This is a genomic window from Pararhodobacter sp. CCB-MM2 (genome assembly GCF_001691415.1).
Taxonomy (GTDB): Bacteria; Pseudomonadota; Alphaproteobacteria; order Rhodobacterales; family Rhodobacteraceae; genus Pararhodobacter.
This window is the reverse complement of sequence record NZ_LRRR01000030.1, coordinates 1-15,292: the sequence shown is the minus strand read 5'-3', so window position 1 is coordinate 15,292 and position 15,292 is coordinate 1. Positions and strand designations below refer to the sequence as shown.

The 15,292-nt window shown below is 67.0% G+C and carries 16 protein-coding genes; 12 read left to right on the top strand and 4 right to left on the bottom strand.

The features are described from left to right. Position 1 precedes the first annotated feature (1 nt). From paaD to paaZ, 4 genes are read left to right on the top strand one after another with little or no spacing between them, the layout of a single operon-like run. On the top strand, positions 2–514 hold the full coding sequence (gene paaD, locus BCY78_RS20020) for a 1,2-phenylacetyl-CoA epoxidase subunit PaaD (protein WP_068305382.1): 513 nt from the start codon (positions 2–4) through the stop codon (positions 512–514). 9 nt (positions 515–523) lie between these two features. Beyond that, the gene (locus BCY78_RS20015; RefSeq protein WP_068305380.1) at positions 524–1,597 is read left to right on the top strand and encodes a 2Fe-2S iron-sulfur cluster-binding protein; all 1,074 of its coding nucleotides are present in this window, start codon (positions 524–526) and stop codon (positions 1,595–1,597) included. A gap of 40 nt (positions 1,598–1,637) precedes the next feature. Then, entirely contained in the window at positions 1,638–2,390 is a 753-nt protein-coding gene (locus BCY78_RS20010) for a Phenylacetic acid catabolic protein (protein WP_068305378.1), read from the top strand. Positions 2,391–2,401: 11 nt separating this feature from the next. Continuing rightward, on the top strand, positions 2,402–4,450 hold the full coding sequence (gene paaZ, locus BCY78_RS20005) for a phenylacetic acid degradation bifunctional protein PaaZ (protein WP_068305377.1): 2,049 nt from the start codon (positions 2,402–2,404) through the stop codon (positions 4,448–4,450). 84 nt (positions 4,451–4,534) lie between these two features. Here paaZ and BCY78_RS20000 read toward each other — a convergent pair whose 3' ends face one another. Continuing rightward, positions 4,535–4,966 (bottom strand): Lrp/AsnC family transcriptional regulator, encoded by a 432-nt coding sequence (locus BCY78_RS20000; RefSeq protein WP_068305376.1) that lies wholly within the window; start codon positions 4,964–4,966, stop codon positions 4,535–4,537. Between the two features lie 121 nt (positions 4,967–5,087). On the opposite strand from BCY78_RS20000, the gene rocF reads away from it, so the two are divergent. From rocF to BCY78_RS19985, 3 genes are all read left to right on the top strand, one after another. Beyond that, entirely contained in the window at positions 5,088–6,020 is a 933-nt protein-coding gene (gene rocF, locus BCY78_RS19995; RefSeq protein ID WP_068305374.1) for an arginase, read from the top strand. Beyond that, the gene (locus BCY78_RS19990; protein ID WP_068305467.1) at positions 6,020–7,066 is read left to right on the top strand and encodes an ornithine cyclodeaminase; all 1,047 of its coding nucleotides are present in this window, start codon (positions 6,020–6,022) and stop codon (positions 7,064–7,066) included. The genes rocF and BCY78_RS19990 overlap by 1 nt, the downstream gene beginning before the upstream one ends. An 85-nt stretch (positions 7,067–7,151) precedes the next feature. Beyond that, positions 7,152–8,150 carry a tetratricopeptide repeat protein gene (locus BCY78_RS19985; protein WP_158515971.1) on the top strand — a complete coding sequence of 333 codons (999 nt, stop codon included), beginning with the start codon at positions 7,152–7,154 and terminating at the stop codon, positions 8,148–8,150. 30 nt (positions 8,151–8,180) lie between these two features. Here BCY78_RS19985 and BCY78_RS24820 read toward each other — a convergent pair whose 3' ends face one another. Beyond that, positions 8,181–9,332 (bottom strand): hypothetical protein, encoded by a 1,152-nt coding sequence (locus tag BCY78_RS24820; protein ID WP_083195193.1) that lies wholly within the window; start codon positions 9,330–9,332, stop codon positions 8,181–8,183. After that, on the bottom strand, positions 9,287–9,715 hold the full coding sequence (locus tag BCY78_RS24815; RefSeq protein WP_083195192.1) for an RCC1 domain-containing protein: 429 nt from the start codon (positions 9,713–9,715) through the stop codon (positions 9,287–9,289). Before BCY78_RS24815 ends, BCY78_RS24820 begins: the two co-directional genes overlap by 46 nt. Before the next feature lie 157 nt (positions 9,716–9,872). Here BCY78_RS24815 and BCY78_RS19980 point away from each other — a divergent pair, with 157 nt between their 5' ends. The 5 genes from BCY78_RS19980 (at position 9,873) to BCY78_RS19960 (ending at position 14,287) form a co-directional block, all read left to right on the top strand. After that, a complete protein-coding gene (locus BCY78_RS19980; RefSeq protein ID WP_158515969.1) occupies positions 9,873–10,973 on the top strand; it encodes a tetratricopeptide repeat protein in 1,101 nt (366 codons plus the stop codon). Between the two features lie 103 nt (positions 10,974–11,076). Continuing rightward, a complete protein-coding gene (truB, locus tag BCY78_RS19975; protein WP_068305369.1) occupies positions 11,077–11,982 on the top strand; it encodes a tRNA pseudouridine(55) synthase TruB in 906 nt (301 codons plus the stop codon). A gap of 137 nt (positions 11,983–12,119) precedes the next feature. Further along, a complete protein-coding gene (locus BCY78_RS19970) occupies positions 12,120–12,977 on the top strand; it encodes a branched-chain amino acid aminotransferase (RefSeq protein WP_068305367.1) in 858 nt (285 codons plus the stop codon). Further along, entirely contained in the window at positions 12,974–13,756 is a 783-nt protein-coding gene (locus BCY78_RS19965) for a potassium channel family protein (protein ID WP_233499452.1), read from the top strand. The genes BCY78_RS19970 and BCY78_RS19965 overlap by 4 nt, the downstream gene beginning before the upstream one ends. Before the next feature lie 75 nt (positions 13,757–13,831). After that, positions 13,832–14,287, top strand: coding sequence for a universal stress protein (locus tag BCY78_RS19960; protein WP_068305365.1), 456 nt, complete (start codon positions 13,832–13,834; stop codon positions 14,285–14,287). A 30-nt stretch (positions 14,288–14,317) separates the two neighbouring features. Here the strand turns inward: BCY78_RS19960 and BCY78_RS19955 are convergent. Then, a partial coding sequence (locus tag BCY78_RS19955) for an alpha/beta fold hydrolase (protein WP_068305364.1) occupies positions 14,318–15,292 on the bottom strand: 975 nt, incomplete at its 5' end.

Sequence of the window (15,292 nt, the reverse complement as noted above, 5' to 3'; positions counted from 1 at the left end):
AATGAAACCGGCGCTGGAACAGGTCTGGTCCTGGCTCGGCGAGGTGCCGGACCCCGAGATCCCGGTGATTTCCCTCACCGACCTCGGGATCATCCGGGATGTCGCCTATGCTGGCGAGACGCTGGTCGTGACGGTCACGCCCACCTATTCGGGCTGCCCCGCCACCAGCGTGATCAATTTCGAAATCGACAAGAAGCTGCGCGAAGAAGGCGTCAGCGACCTGCGGCTTGAGCGGCAACTGACGCCGCCCTGGACCACCGACTGGATCAAGCCTGAGGCCCGCGAGGCGCTGAAGGCCTACGGCATCGCGCCACCGATCGACGGTACCGCCGCCGATGGCGTTCTGGCCGGGCGGATCAGCCGCCTGACCGGGGCGTCCAATCTGGCGGTGGCATGCCCGCGCTGCGGCTCGACCCATACGGAAAAGGTCAGCCAGTTCGGCTCGACCCCCTGCAAGGCGGCGTATCGTTGCCGCGACTGCCTGGAACCTTTCGACTATTTCAAATGCATCTGAGGTGAGGCCATGGCCCGTTTCCTGCCCCTCGACGTCGTCGACGTGAAGAAAGACACCCGTGACGCCGTCGTCGTCACCCTGCGCCCGCGCCCCGAGGATGCCGAGCGCTTCGCCTTCATCCAAGGTCAGTACCTGACCTTCCGCCGCGAATTCGACGGCGAGGAACTGCGCCGGTCCTATTCGATCTGCGCCGGGCTCGATGAGGGGCTGCTGAAGGTCGGCATCAAGCGCGTCGATGGCGGCGCTTTCTCGACTTGGGCGAACGAGAACCTCGCGCCCGGCGAGACGCTGGAAGCCATGCCGCCGATGGGCAATTTTCACACCGCGCTCGATGCCGGGACGGGCAAGCATTACCTCGGGTTCGCCGGCGGATCGGGCATCACCCCGGTGCTGTCGATCCTGAAGACCGTCCTGAAGCGCGAGCCGAAAAGCCGCTTCACGCTGGTCTATGCCAACCGTCAGATCAACTCGATCATGTTCCGCGAGGAACTCGAGGACTTGAAGAATTCCTACCTTGGCCGCCTGTCCGTGGTGCATGTTCTGGAAGCGGAAGGTCAGGAAATCGACCTGTTCACCGGCCGCGTCGATGCCGAGAAAATGTCTGCCCTTTTCACGCATTGGGTCGATCCGGCCTCGGTTTCGACCGCCTTCATCTGCGGGCCTGAGCCGATGATGCTGACCATCGCCGAGAGCCTGCGCCAGCACGGCTTGAAGGACGATCAGATCAAGTTCGAGCTCTTCGCTTCGGGCCAGCCGGGCCGCGCCAAGAAGAAGGCCGCGAGCACCGTGGCTGATGGCGGCGAGGCCTGCGAGGCGACCGTGACGCTGGATGGCGCGACCCGGACCTTCCGCATGCCGAAATCCGGCGAGAGCCTGCTCGACGCGGCGCTCGGCGCCAATCTCGATGCGCCTTACGCTTGCAAGGCCGGGGTCTGCTCGACCTGCCGGGCCAAGGTGCTGGAGGGCGAGGTCGAGATGATGACCAACCACGCGCTCGAGGATTACGAGGTGCGGCAGGGCTATGTGCTGACCTGCCAATGCTACCCGCTCAGCGACAAGGTCGTCGTGAGCTACGACCAATAAGGCCATTCGGGGCCAAGTTCTTCGGGGGGAGGAGAGACCCATGACCGACGAGATGTCCATCGACGACTACCTCGCCCATGGCGGCAAGCTGACCTCGCCGGGCAATGTGCCGGCGCGCTACCGGGGCGAGCTGATGCGCCTCATGGCCAGCTTCGTCGACAGCGAATTGGCGGCCTCGGCGGGCTTTGCCGACACGATCAACGACGCGCCCGGCATCCGCAGCCGCATCGCCGCCGCCCGCATCACGCTGGAGAAGGCCGACCATGCCCAGCGCGTGCTGGCGATCATGGGCGATTTCGGCGTCGATACCGAACGCTACGAGGACGTCCACCCCTGGGCCGCCCGCCTGCCCCGCGACGCCGATATCGGCGCGACGCGGCAGGAGGGGGACATGCGCCTCTCGGTCTTCCACTACCCGTTGCAGGGTTGGGTCGATGCCGTGGTGATGAACGTGCTGCAGGGCCTCGCCGCCAAGGTGCAGCTGGCCGAGTTGGGGCAGGTCTCGTACCAGCCGCTGGCCGAGGTGTTCCGCGCCATCGCGCCCGTCGAGGCCCGCCATTCCGAGCTGGGGATCGAGGGCCTCGCCCAGATCGCCGGCACCGAGGAGGGCCGCGCCCGTGCCGAGGCCTCGCTCGCCTATTGGCGGCCGCGGGTTGCCACGGGCTTCGGCTCCGAAGCCTCGTCCCGTTTCGAGCGGCTGAAGCGGTTGGGCCTGCGCCACCGCCCCAATGCCGACCTCAAGGCCGAATGGGAGGCTGCCGTCGCCGCCACCCTGGCCGACCTCTCTCTCTGAAAGGATTCGCGATGACGGATCAGACCCCCAATCGGCTGAAAAGCTACATCTGCGGTGAATGGAAGGCCGGGTCGCGGGACGGCCAGCTTCTGAAGGACGCCGGCACCGGTGCACCGGTGGCGATGATCGACGCCTCCGGGATCGATATGGCCGAGGCGCTGGACTATGGCCGCCGCTCGGGCAAGGCCTTGCGCGCGATGACCTTCCACCAGCGCGCCGAGATGCTGAAGGCGCTGGGCAAGGCCCTGACCGCGCAGAAGGACGAATTCCACGCTCTGTCCTTGGCCACCGGCGCCACCCCGCGCGATGGCATGGTCGATATCGAGGGCGGCTTCCACACGCTGTTCAGCTACTCGGGTCAGGGCCGGCGCGAGCTGCCCAACTCCCGCACGCTGGTCGAGGGTAATGTCGAGGCGCTGTCCAAGGACGGCTCGTTCAGCGCGCAGCATATCCTGTCGCCGCTGCAGGGGGTCGCGGTGCATATCAACGCCTTCAACTTCCCGGTCTGGGGGATGCTGGAGAAGCTCTCGCCCACGCTGCTGGCCGGCATGCCCGCGATCATCAAGCCCGCCTCGCAGACCGCCTATCTGACCGAACTGGTGGTGCGCCGGATCATCGAAAGCGGCATCCTGCCCGAGGGCACGCTGCAGCTGATCTCGGGCTCAACGGGCGACCTTCTGGACCATGTGACCGGGCAGGACGTGGTGACCTTCACGGGCTCGGCCAACACTGGGCGGATGCTGCGCCAGTCGCCTGCCATCGTCGAGAATTCGGTGCGCTTCACGATGGAGGCGGACAGCCTCAATTCCTCGATCCTCGGGCCAGATGCGGTCGCCGGGACGCCGGAATTCGACCTCTTCGTCAAGGAGGTGGTGCGCGAGATGACGGTGAAGGCCGGGCAGAAATGCACCGCCATCCGCCGCGTCATGGTGCCCCGCGCGCAAGTGCAGGCGGTGACCGAGGCGCTGTCGGCGGCGCTGGCGAAGATGGGCGTCGGCCTGCCCGGTGACGAGGCGACCCGCATGGGGGCGCTTGCCTCGATGGCGCAGCGCGACGAGGTCCGCGCGCGGATCCGCGACCTGCAGGCGGATGGCGAGCTCGTCATCGGCAACCCGGACGAGGTCCGCGTGACCTCGGGCGATGCCGAGGCGGGCGCCTTCCTGAATCCGGTGGTTCTGTATTGCGACAAGCCGGGCAGCGCCTCAGCGGTGCATGACGTCGAGGCCTTCGGCCCGGTCTCGACGCTCATGCCCTACGACGATCTCGAGGAAGCCGTGGCGCTGACCCAGCGTGGCAAGGGCTCGCTGGCGGCGTCGGTCTTCACTGATTCCCCCGAGGTCGCCGAAGCCGCCGTCATCGGCATGGCCCCCTTCCACGGGCGCATCCTGCTGGGCAACCGCGCCTCGGCCAAATCCTCGACCGGCCATGGCGCTCCGCTGCCGAACCTCGTGCACGGCGGTCCCGGCCGTGCGGGCGGTGGCGAGGAGATGGGCGGCATCCGCGGCGTGAAGCACTTCATGCAGCGCACCGCCGTCCAAGGAACGCCGAAGCTGCTGTCCGCCGTCACCGGCCGCTGGATCGACGGCGCGCCGACCCGTGACGACATCCACCCGTTCCGCAAATCGTTGGCCGAGCTGAAGGTCGGCGATCAGGTGGTGACCGCCACGCGCGAAGTGACGCTGGCGGATATCGAGCATTTCGCCAATTTCACCGGCGACACCTTCTACGCCCATATGGACGAGGAAGCCGCGAAGGCGAACCCGTTCTTCGACGGCCGGGTGGCGCATGGCTACCTGATCGTCAGCTTCGCCGCGGGCCTGTTCGTGCAGCCCGATCCCGGTCCGGTTCTGGCGAACTATGGCGTCGACAATCTGCGCTTCTTGACGCCGGTCAATCCCGGTGACGTGCTGGGCGTGCGGCTGACCTGCAAGGAGATCAACCCGCGCGAAAACGCCGAGCATGGCGAGGTGCGTTGGGATTGCCGGGTGACCAAGCAGGACGGCGAGACGGTCGCACAATATGACGTGCTGACCATGGTCGCGAAGGTCTGGCCGCAGTAACCGCTCCGGCTCCGGAAATGGAGAACGCGCGCCTTCGGGTGCGCGTTTTTTTTGAGTATTTGCAACAAGGTGAGAGGGGCGCGGTCAGCCGCTGGCCCGGCGGGTCGACATTAGCAGATGCGTCTCGGATTGGGTGACGGCATCGAGGCGGCGGATGCGGGCGAGCGTGTCGTCGAGATGCGTCAGGCTGTCCGTTGCCAGCTCCACGATCACGTCCCAGCGGCCGGTCGTCGAATGCACGGCCTGCACCGCGGGGAGGGTCAGCATGCGGCCCACGGCGCGGTCGGTGCCGGTCCCCTCGATCGCCACCATCATCAGCGCGCGCACCGGGCTCTCCGCCAGATCGGCGCGGGTGAGGGCGGTGAAGCCCTGGATCTCGCCCGTCTCCGTCAGCCGGTTCAGCCGCGCGCGCACGGTATTGCGGCTGAGGTCGAGATCCTGCGCCAGCTGCGCCAGCCCGGCGCGGCCGTCGCGCTTGAGGGCGGCGATGAGGCGGAGGTCGGTCTCGTCGAGCATGGCGTTTCGGCAATCCACTCTGTGCGTTTTGCGCAATCAACTGCCCGAAACGGGCAAGGCGTCAAGTGGTAACGTCATGCGGCTGCGCTACACTCAGGCGCGAACAGGAAAGGAGCCCCCGATGCCGCAGACCCATTGCCTTCTGATCGGTGCGCCGGTCGATTCCGGCCAGCGCCGCCCCGGTTGCCTCATGGGCCCGGCCGCCTATCGCACCGCCGGGCTGGCCAATGCCTTGGAATCGCTGGGGCATCGGGTGAGCGATCTGGGCGATGCGACCTGCGATCCGGTCGAGGCCACGGTCGCCAACCCCGCCGTCCATCACCTGCCCGAGACGCTGGGCTGGACCGCGGCGCTGGCCGAGGCGGGCGAGGCGGCGATGGATCAGGGCATGCCGATCTTCCTCGGCGGCGACCATTCGCTGGCTCTGGGCTCGGTCGCCGGGGTTGCGGCGGCGGCGAAGAAGGCGGGGCGTCCGCTCTTCGTGCTGTGGCTCGATGCCCATAGCGATTTCCACACGCCGCTGACCACGGAATCGGGCAATCTGCACGGCACCCCGGTCGCCTATCTGGCCGGTCGCGAGTTTCCCGCCTTCCCGCCCTTCCCGAACCCCGTGCCGCCGCAGAATATCTGCCTCTTCGGCATCCGCTCGGTCGATCCGGCTGAGCATGCGGCGCTTCTGGACCATGAGATCGCCATCAACGACATGCGCGTTCTCGATGAGCGCGGCGTCGTGGCGCCCCTGCGCGAGTTCCTTGAGGCTGTCGAGGAAGCGACCGGCATGCTGCATGTGTCGCTCGACGTGGATTTCCTCGCCCCCGCCGTCGCGCCCGCCGTGGGCACGACCGTGCCGGGCGGCGCCACCTTCCGCGAGGCGCATCTGGTGATGGAGATGCTGCATGAGAGCGAACTCGTCACCTCGCTGGACCTTGTGGAGCTGAACCCGTTCCTCGATGAGCGCGGGCGCACCGCGCATCTAATGGTGGATCTGGTGGCCTCGTTGATGGGCAAGAAGGTCTTCGACCGGCCCACGCGCGCCTTTCGGGGGCAAGCATGATGCGTGACCTTCCCCAACCCTCGGCCCAGGCTCTGGTGCCCTTCGTCTCGGTCGCCGAGATGATGGCGATCATCCACCGCATCGGTCTGGAAGAGGCCCTCAAGGACCTGACTGACCGGATCGAGGCCGATTTCCGCCGCTGGCCGGTCTTCGACAAGACCCCGCGCGTCGCCTCGCATTCCGAGATCGGGGTGATCGAGCTGATGCCGACCTCGGACGGCCAGCGCTATGCCTTCAAATATGTGAACGGCCATCCCGGCAACACCCGCGCGGGCTTGCAGACGGTCACCGCCTTCGGCGTACTCTCCGAGGTGGCGACGGGTTATCCCTTGATGTTCGCCGAGATGACCATGCTGACCGCCCTGCGCACGGCGGCGACCTCGGCTTTGGCGACGAAGACGCTGGCCCCCAAGGGCGCGCATGTGCTGGCGCTGATCGGCAACGGCGCGCAGGCCGAGTTCCAGGCGCTGGCGCTGAAGGCGGTCTGCGGCATCGACACGGTGCGGCTGTTCGACACCGACCGCGCGGCGACGGCGAAATGTGCGAAGAACCTTGCGGGCAGGGGCCTGACCATCGTCGAATGCGACAGCGCCGAGGCGGCCTGCGAGGGGGCGCATGTCATCACCACCTGCACCGCCGACAAGAAGCTGGCGACCGTGCTGCATGACAACATGATCGGCGCGGGCGTGCATATCAACGCGATCGGCGGCGATTGCCCGGGCAAGACGGAGCTGGCGCCGGCAATCCTGAACCGGGCCGCAACCTTCGTGGAATACGAGCCTCAGACCCGCATCGAGGGCGAGATCCAGCAGGTCGGCGAGGACTACAAGGTGCAGGAGATCTGGCAGGTGCTGACCGGGCAGGCCGAGGGTCGCAAGGACGCCGCACAGGTTACGCTGTTCGACGGTGTGGGTTTCGCCATCGAGGATTTCACCGCGCTGAACTGGCTCCATGATCAGGTCCAGCCCGGCGCCGCCATGCTGGATGTGATCGCCGATCCCGACGATCCGCGCGACCTGTTCGGAATGCTGATGCGCGCGCGCTGAGGCGTGTTTGTCGTTTTGCCGTCGTGGCCTGCGTGTTAGCGTTCCGCCAAAGGTCCCGCAGGGGACATTGGCGGGACGAATGGATATGCGAAAAGCCCTGGTCGCGATGGCCTTGATGATGCCGGCAAGCTCGGCCTTGGCACAGGAAACCGCGTGCGACCAGTTGGCGGGCTATCGGCTGATCCCTCGGGTCGAGGGCGCGGCGGGGGTCTACGCCATCTCGCAGCCCGAGGCCGCCGTCACCGCCTGTCTGGCCGAGCGCACGGCCCATCCCGACGATCCGTGGTTTGCGGTCTTGCTGGCCCGTGCGCGGCTGGCGGCCGATCCGGCCGATGGTCGGGCGGTGGGCTTGCTGCGCGGGGCGATGGAGGAGATGCCGGCCCTCGCCTCGGCCGAGTTGGGGCGGCTCTATGAGACGGGGCAGGGCGCCTTGCCCACCGGGGACCGGCAGGCGCGGGACTTTTACACGGCCGCCTGTGATGCCTGGCCCGATCGGGTCGCGGCGCCCGGTTGCACCCGGCTGGCGGTGATGAAGATCGAGGGGCGCGGCGGTCCGGCGGATGAGGCCGGGGGCTTTGCTCTGCTGGACAACCTCTGCCGTTCGGGCTGGGGGACGGCCTGTCTGCAACAGGCGTTCCAGACCGACCTGCATGCCGAAGGGGATTTCGACGAGATCTCCCGTCAGATCGTCACGCTGTTCGAGGCGGGCTGCGAGGGGGGCGATCTGCTCGCCTGCAGCCAGTTCGGCTATCGCTTGGAGTTGGGCGACGGTGTCACCCACGATCCCGCCCGCGCGCAGGCGCTGTACCGGCAGGCCTGCGACGGGGGCGAGCCGCAGGGATGCTCGTATCTCGGTGAGATCTATCGCTCGGGTCTTGGGGTGCAGCCCGACATGGTCGAGGCGGTGCGGCTGTTCCGGCTGGGCTGCGCGGGCAGCGATCCCTATGCCTGCGTGACGCTGGGCGACATCCTGTCCGAAGGGCGGGGCGTCGAGGTCAATCTGCCTGAAGCCATCGCCGCGCTGGATCACGCCTGCTGGCTCGGCGACCCCGAGGCCTGTGACATGGCCGACGGGCTGCGTTAAGGGCGCAGCCCGCCGAGGTGAGTTGCGCGGTTACTCGACCTGAAGTTCGGTGATGGGCGAGCGGGAGCGTGCGTATCCCGGGCTGCCTTCATAAACGGCACGGAGCCGGATCAGGCCTTCATCGAACCCCTCAGGCACCGGCAGCGCGGCGAGCGCACGGATCCCTGTCCAGCTGACGCGTCCGCCCGACACGCGGGTCGGCCTGAGAACGCGCCTACCGTCGGTCCCGTTTCCGATCTGGCCGTAGAAATTCCAACCCCAGCAACGGACCTGCCCATTGTTGACGACCGCGCAGGTGCCCGAAGCACCGGCGCTGATAGCGAGCGGCTGGTCACGGACAGCAATGCGAACTCTGACTGGCTGGTTGCGCTCTCGGGTCGATCCGTTCCCTAGCTGACCTTCGTCGTTGAGCCCCCAACAGCGAAGTTCTCCGTCGATCAGCAAGGCGCACGAGTGAGACTGTCCCAGATCAATCTGTGAGATCCCTGAGAGGTCAGGAAGTTGTACCGGGACGTTGTGACTGCGGAAAGAACCAATGCCCAGTTCGCCGAAAACACCACTGCCCCAGCAATGGGCGAGAGTGTTTTCGTCGATTAAACAGGTGTGATCTGAGCCAACTGAAATGGCAATCGCGTGATGATCACCCGCCACCAATCGTGGACGAGTTTGATCTCGATTGTGGCCGAGGCCTAGTTCGCCCGAGATATTGCTTCCCCAACACATGACTTGCGTGGTGTTCAGTAGGGCGCAGCTATGCCAGCCGTTTGTAGAGATATCGGCAACATTGGAGTCCAAGCCAGCGACTGGCGTAGGGAGACGGCGGGTTCGTCGCGTCCCATCGCCTACTTGACCGGAACCGTTGTATCCCCAGCAGAGAGCAGCGCCTTCGGTCGTCACGGCGCATGTTGTCCCGTCCCCGGCAGACACTCGACTGACCGGAGCTGGCAGATTTCTCACTTGCCGTGGAATAATGGAATGACGGGGGCGTGGTCCGATACCAAGTTCCCCGAATGAACCGTCCCCCCAGCACCACACACCACCACTTATGACGAGGGCGCAAGTATGGAACTGTCCCGCGGAGACTTGTATCGCGGGTTCAGGGAGCCCAATAACGGCGGTCGGTATCGATGTCTCAGTTATCCCGCATTGCCAAGTTGGCCCCAGTTGTTTCGGCCCCAGCAAAAGACCTGACCTCCGGCGTCGATGGAGCAGACATGCCCGCCGCCGACACTCAACTGCCCGAATGGATATTCGGACGCGGTCAGCTCTGCGCGGCCGATCTCTCGAGCGCCGCGTCGGAACACCACGGAGCCGGTAGGGGCATCGTCCGGCGAACTGACGATGGCATGAAGCTCAAGTGCCGTATTCGGCGAGACTACTTCTGGTACGACGCGCAGGGCTGTCGAGGTCGGGGATTGGGCGAAAGTCGGAGAAGAGAAAAGTGCTGCTGAAAGCAAGGCAAGAAGAGATAGGCGCAAGACTGCCTCCAAAATGGCAAGGAACACACGGCCGTGATCAAAGCTGGATTGACCAGATCGGGCAATCCCTTTCGTCCCTCTCTGCATGTCCTGACCCCGCAATTGCCCATAATCGGGGCAGCAAGGCTGAGGTTAACCCTGTCACTTCCGACAGTTGACGCCTGACCGCGGGACTTTGCGAATGAACCGATGGCGCATGTCGCCCGACTTCATTGCATTCACCCCTTTTGCGGAGCATCCGGACATGAAGCCTCAACGCCTGACCCTCGCCCTCGTGCTTGCCCTTGCCCCTCTTCCCGCCCTCGCAGACAGTGCGCCCTCGGATTGCGACCGCTTGGCCGGCTACCCCTCGGCGCCGCGGGTGCCGGGGGCGGGCGGTGTGGCCTATGTCCTCGACCCGGCCGCCGCGATCGAGGCCTGCAACTCCGAACTCGCGGCTACTCCTGCGGATCCCTACCTGCGCCTGCAATTGGCGAACGCGCTGCTGGCCGCAGATATCGACGACCCGCGCGCAGCGACCCTGTTCGAAGGTCTGCGGGACAGCCTGCCCGCCATGGCGCGTCTGCGCCTCGGGGCCCTGACCGAGGGTGGGGCCGGCGGGATCTATGCCGACGCCGATGCCGCGCGCGTCCTCTATGAAGAGGGCTGCGCCATGAACGACCAGCCGGGGGCCATGGCGGCCTGCAGCAACCTCGCCCTGCTGATGATCACGCAGGGTGCCGCAGACGAGATCCCCCGCGCGCTGAGCCTGTACGAGGCCGCCTGCGCTGCCGAGGACATGGGTGCCTGCATCAACCTCGGGGTCGAGTACGAATACGGCGACAACGTCGCGCAGGACACGGCGCGCGCGCAGGCCCTCTATCGGCAGGCCTGCGACGGGGGCGATCCCTTGGGCTGTGCCAACCTCGGGAACGGGATCGTCTCCGGCTGGGCTGACGGCACGGCCGAGGAGGCCACCGGGCTGTTCCGTCAAGCCTGTGCGATGGGTGAAGTGCAGGCGTGCAGCGACCTCGGGGTTTCCTATGCGCAGGGTGAGGGCGTGGCGGTCGACGCATCCGTCGCGGCGATGTTCTACGGCATGGCCTGCGAGGGGGGCTCGGCGCTGGGCTGCGCGAACCTCGCCGAGGCCTATCGTGACGGCAAGGGCGTGCCGCAGGACCCGGCGCGGGCCATGACGCTGATGGCCGAGGCCTGCGACGGCGAGGAAGGCTGGGGCTGCCTGATGCAGGCCGAGGCCCTCCAGACGCAGGGCGGCTTCCCGGCAGACGCGCCGCTGGTGCTGGCGCTTCTGGACCGCGGTTGCGCCTTGGGCGAGGCCGCGGCCTGCCGTCCGGGCGCGGAATAAACCCTTCATCCGGGGCGGCGGCGGGGCAGGGGCTTGCGGGACGCAGCGCAAGCCGCTATTCCGCCGCGCCTGTACGCCAAAGGGCCGGACGAAGGGGAAGACGATGGCACGCAAGACCAAGGGACGCCCGATTTCCGGCTGGCTGGTGGTGGACAAGCCCGCCGGCGTGACCTCGACCTCGGTGGTCGGCAAGGTGCGCTGGGCGTTCGATGCGAAGAAGGCAGGCCATGCCGGCACGCTCGATCCCGCGGCGACCGGCGTTCTGGCCATCGCGCTGGGCGAGGCCACCAAGACCGTGCCCTTCGTCACCGACGCGCGCAAATGCTATCGTTTCATGGTCCGGCTCGGCGCAGCGACGGATACCGACGACGCCGAGGGCAAGGTGATCGACACCCGCGACACCCGCCCCACGGATGCCGAGATCGAGGCCGCTCTGGAAGGCTTCCGCGGCGATATCCAGCAGGTGCCGCCGCAGTTCTCGGCGGTGAAGGTCGAGGGCGAGCGCGCCTATGACATCGCCCGCAGCGGCGAGGCCATGGACCTCGTGGCGCGTCCCCTGCATGTCGAGAAGCTGGAACTGCTGCGCCGTCCCGATGCCGACACCGTCGAGCTGGAGATGATCTGCGGCAAGGGTGGCTACGTCCGTTCCATCGCGCGGGATCTGGGGCAAGCGCTGGGTTGTCTGGGTCATGTCGAGTGGCTGCGGCGCGAATGGTCGGGGCCGTTCCGGGCCGAGGGAGGCTTGGGCCTTGCGCAGATCGACGAGCTGGCCCGCACGCCCGAGCTGGACGCCTTCTTGCAACCGCTGGAAATCGCGCTGGCCGACCTGCCCGAACTGCCCGCCGCGCCCGATGGGGCCGTGCGGCTGAAGAACGGCAACCCGGGCCGGGTGCTGTCGTCGAAGGCCGCGCCGGGGGAAACCGCCTGGGCCAGCTTTGAGGGCAAACCCCTCGCCGTCGGCACCTATCTGGGCGGCGAATTGCACCCGAGCCGGGTGTTCAACCTCTGACCGCGGGCCTGACGGGGCGGGCGCTCCAGAAGGTGAGTATTTGGAACAAGGTGAGGGGGCGGCCGTTCATAGGGCCGGGCTCTGGACCTCGCGCGGCGCAGGGTGTTTAACTCGCGCAGCTTGAGAAGGAGAGGCACATGGCCGTAGGTTCGCGCATCCGCACCTGGTTCGAAGGACGCTGGCACGAGGGCGATATCCCCGTGATGAAGGCGGCCGATCACGGCTCGTGGCTGGGCACCACCGTGTTCGACGGCGCCCGCTTCTTTGACGGGCTGACACCGGATCTGGATCGTCACCTCGCGCGGGTCAACCGCTCGGCCGAGGCGCTGATGATCAAGCCGTCGATGACGTTGGAGCAGATGCTGGAGATCACCCGCGAGGGCCTCGAAGGCTTTGCCGAGGCCGTCTATATCCGCCCGATGTACTGGTCGATCCACGGCGGCCCCTCGGGCGTGATGCCGGCTTACGGTGAGACCGGCTTCGCACTGTGCCTCGAAGACATCCCGATGGCGCCCGAGGATGCCGCGACCACGCTGACCACCACGCGCTTCCGCCGTCCGACGCTGGACGTGGCGGTGACCAATGCGAAGGCCGGCTGCCTTTATCCGAACAACGCCCGCATGCTGGCCGAGGCCAATGCCAAGGGCTTCGGCAACGCGCTGGTCTGCGACAGTCAGGGCAATGTGGCGGAATCGGCCACGGCCAACGCCTTCATGGTCAAGGATGGCGAGGTCTTCACCCCCATCGCCAACGGCACCTTCCTGTCGGGCATCACCCGTGCCCGCCATATCGAGAACCTGCGCGCCGATGGTGTGAAGGTCCACGAGGCGGTGCTGACGGTCGATGATTTCCGCGACGCGGACGAGGTCTTCTTGTCGGGCAACATGTCCAAGGTCACGCCGGTCACCGCCTTCGACGACGTGAACTACCAGATCGGCCCGGTGACGCGCCGCACGCGCGCGCTGTACTGGGATTGGGCGGCTAGCGCCTCGTGAGCGAGGGGCTGCTCAAACGCGGGATCCGCCAGATCTATGAGGGGCATGGCGCGCGGGCCAAGCGCTTCCGCTATGCCCTGATCGTGTTTGACGCCGCCTCGATCGTCTACTTCATCCTGTCGGCGGCGCTGCCGTCGACAGGCCTGATCACTTTGGTGAACGCCCTCCTGACGGTGGTGATCGCGGCCGATTTCGCCGCCCGCCTGTGGATCGCGCGCAACCGGATGCAGATGCTGCGCCGGATCTACACGATCGCCGACATCGTGGTGCTGGCGTCGCTGTTCATCGCGCCCTTCGTGACCGAGGACATCGCCTTTCTGCGCATCTTGCGCGGGCTCAGGCTGCTGCATTCCTACCATCTGCTCACGGATTTGCGGCGCGACATCAAGCTGTTCCGGCAGTTCGAGGATCAGATCATCGCGGGCATGAACCTGCTGGTGTTCCTGTTCGTCACGACCTCGCTGGCCTTCGCCCTGTTCTTCGAGGCCCATACCGGCGTCGCCGCCTATGTCGATGCGCTGTATTTCACCGTCGCCTCGCTGACGACGACGGGTTATGGCGACATCACCCTGCCCTCGACCGGCGGCAAGCTGTTCTCGGTCGCGGTGATGGTGATCGGCGTGGCGCTGTTCGTGAACTTTGCCCGGGCGCTGTTCCAGCCCACCAAGGTGCGCTACGATTGCCCGGAATGCGGGCTCAACCGCCACGACCCGGATGCGGTGCATTGCAAGCATTGCGGCGGGCCGGTGAAAATCCCGACGCCCGGCTTCGCGGACTGATCGCGAGGCCTCGGGCGCCCGCTGGACAGCCTGCCGGGCATCGGCCAATATGGCGCGACCTTACCGGAGTTTTGAATGCGCAAGTTTCTCGTCGTGCTGGACGACAGCCGCGAATGCCTCAACGCGATCCGCTTCGCGGCGCTGAGGGCCGCCCATACCGGCGGCGGCGTGACCATCCTCTCGGTGATCCCGCCCGAGGAGTTCCAGCACTGGATCGGCGTGGCCGACCTGATGCGCGAAGAGGCGCGGGAACGGATCGAGGCCCATTTCGAGGTCTTCGCCAAGTGGATGCGCGACAAGCACGGGATCCAGCCGGATCTGGTGATCCGCGAGGGGCAACCCGCGGACGAGATCCTCGGCCTGATCGAGGAAGACCCGAAGATCGGCGTTCTGGTTCTGGGCGCCGGCTCGGACCGTTCGGGCCCCGGCCCGCTGGTGACGCAGATGTCGCGCAACTCGGGCACCTTGCCGGTGCCGGTGACCATCGTGCCGGGCGCGATGGACAAGGAGCGGATGGAACAGATCGCCTGAACTGACCGTTTCCGTCGCGTGGCGCCGCCCTCACGGCTGGCGCCAGCACTCCAGCTTCAACCCCGAGGCCAGTCCCGGCCCGAAGCCCCGAGCCTCGTCAAGCGCGGTGGCCGGGTCGAGGAACGCCTCGCGCTCGGTCTGGCCCTTGAGATGCCGGTCGAGGAAAGCCGCCGCGAAATGCTGGGCGATGGCGTTCATGCGCACGTTGTCCCAGACCGGGTCGGCGTAGTGGCGGAACGGGGCCCAGCCGAGCACCTCGGAATGGGCGTGGCTTTCCACCGGGGCCGGGATCGGCCCGGCGGCATTGTGCCCGGCTTCGAGGAAGGTCAGCAGCGTGCCGCCCGCCATCTCGGCAATCGCCCGCATGCCGGCATAGCCCGACACCTCGTCGCGATTGCCCGCCATGATCATCACCGGCACGGCGATCGATCCAAGCGCCCGCGTGGACCACAGGCCATGCGCGTTTCCCCAGGGACCGATGCCGATCACTGCCCGCAGATTGGCGGGCGGGGGCGGCAGGGCCGAGGCCAGATGCTCGGCGAGGATCCCGCCGGGTGGGGCGTAGTCATGGTTGACCATGCCCGCGACGAGGCCGGCGCCGGCCGTGACCAGCGCCCCAAAGCCGCCCATCGAATAGCCGATGATCGCCGCGCGGTCGGGGTTGGCCAAGGGATGGCGCGACAGCTCGGCCAGCAGGAAGCGTTGGTCCAGCGGGCGATGGTACAGGGTCGCGCCGAAGGGGCCCTGATCGTCATAGGTGCTGGCCGGGTGATCGGCCGCGGCAACGAGATACCCACGCGAGGCCAGCGCCTCGGCCAGATGCGACAGCAGGTGGCGGTTACCGGGATAGCCGTGCGAGATCACCACGAGGGGCCAGCGCCCCGATGCCGCCGGGGCGTCGCGCCGGGCGCGGCCGCTGAGCGTGGCCCGCGTGCGGCCGTCTCGAAGGATGGTCTGGTACTGATCGCGCGGGGGCTCGGCGCCCTCGGGCGCGGGGGTGGCGGG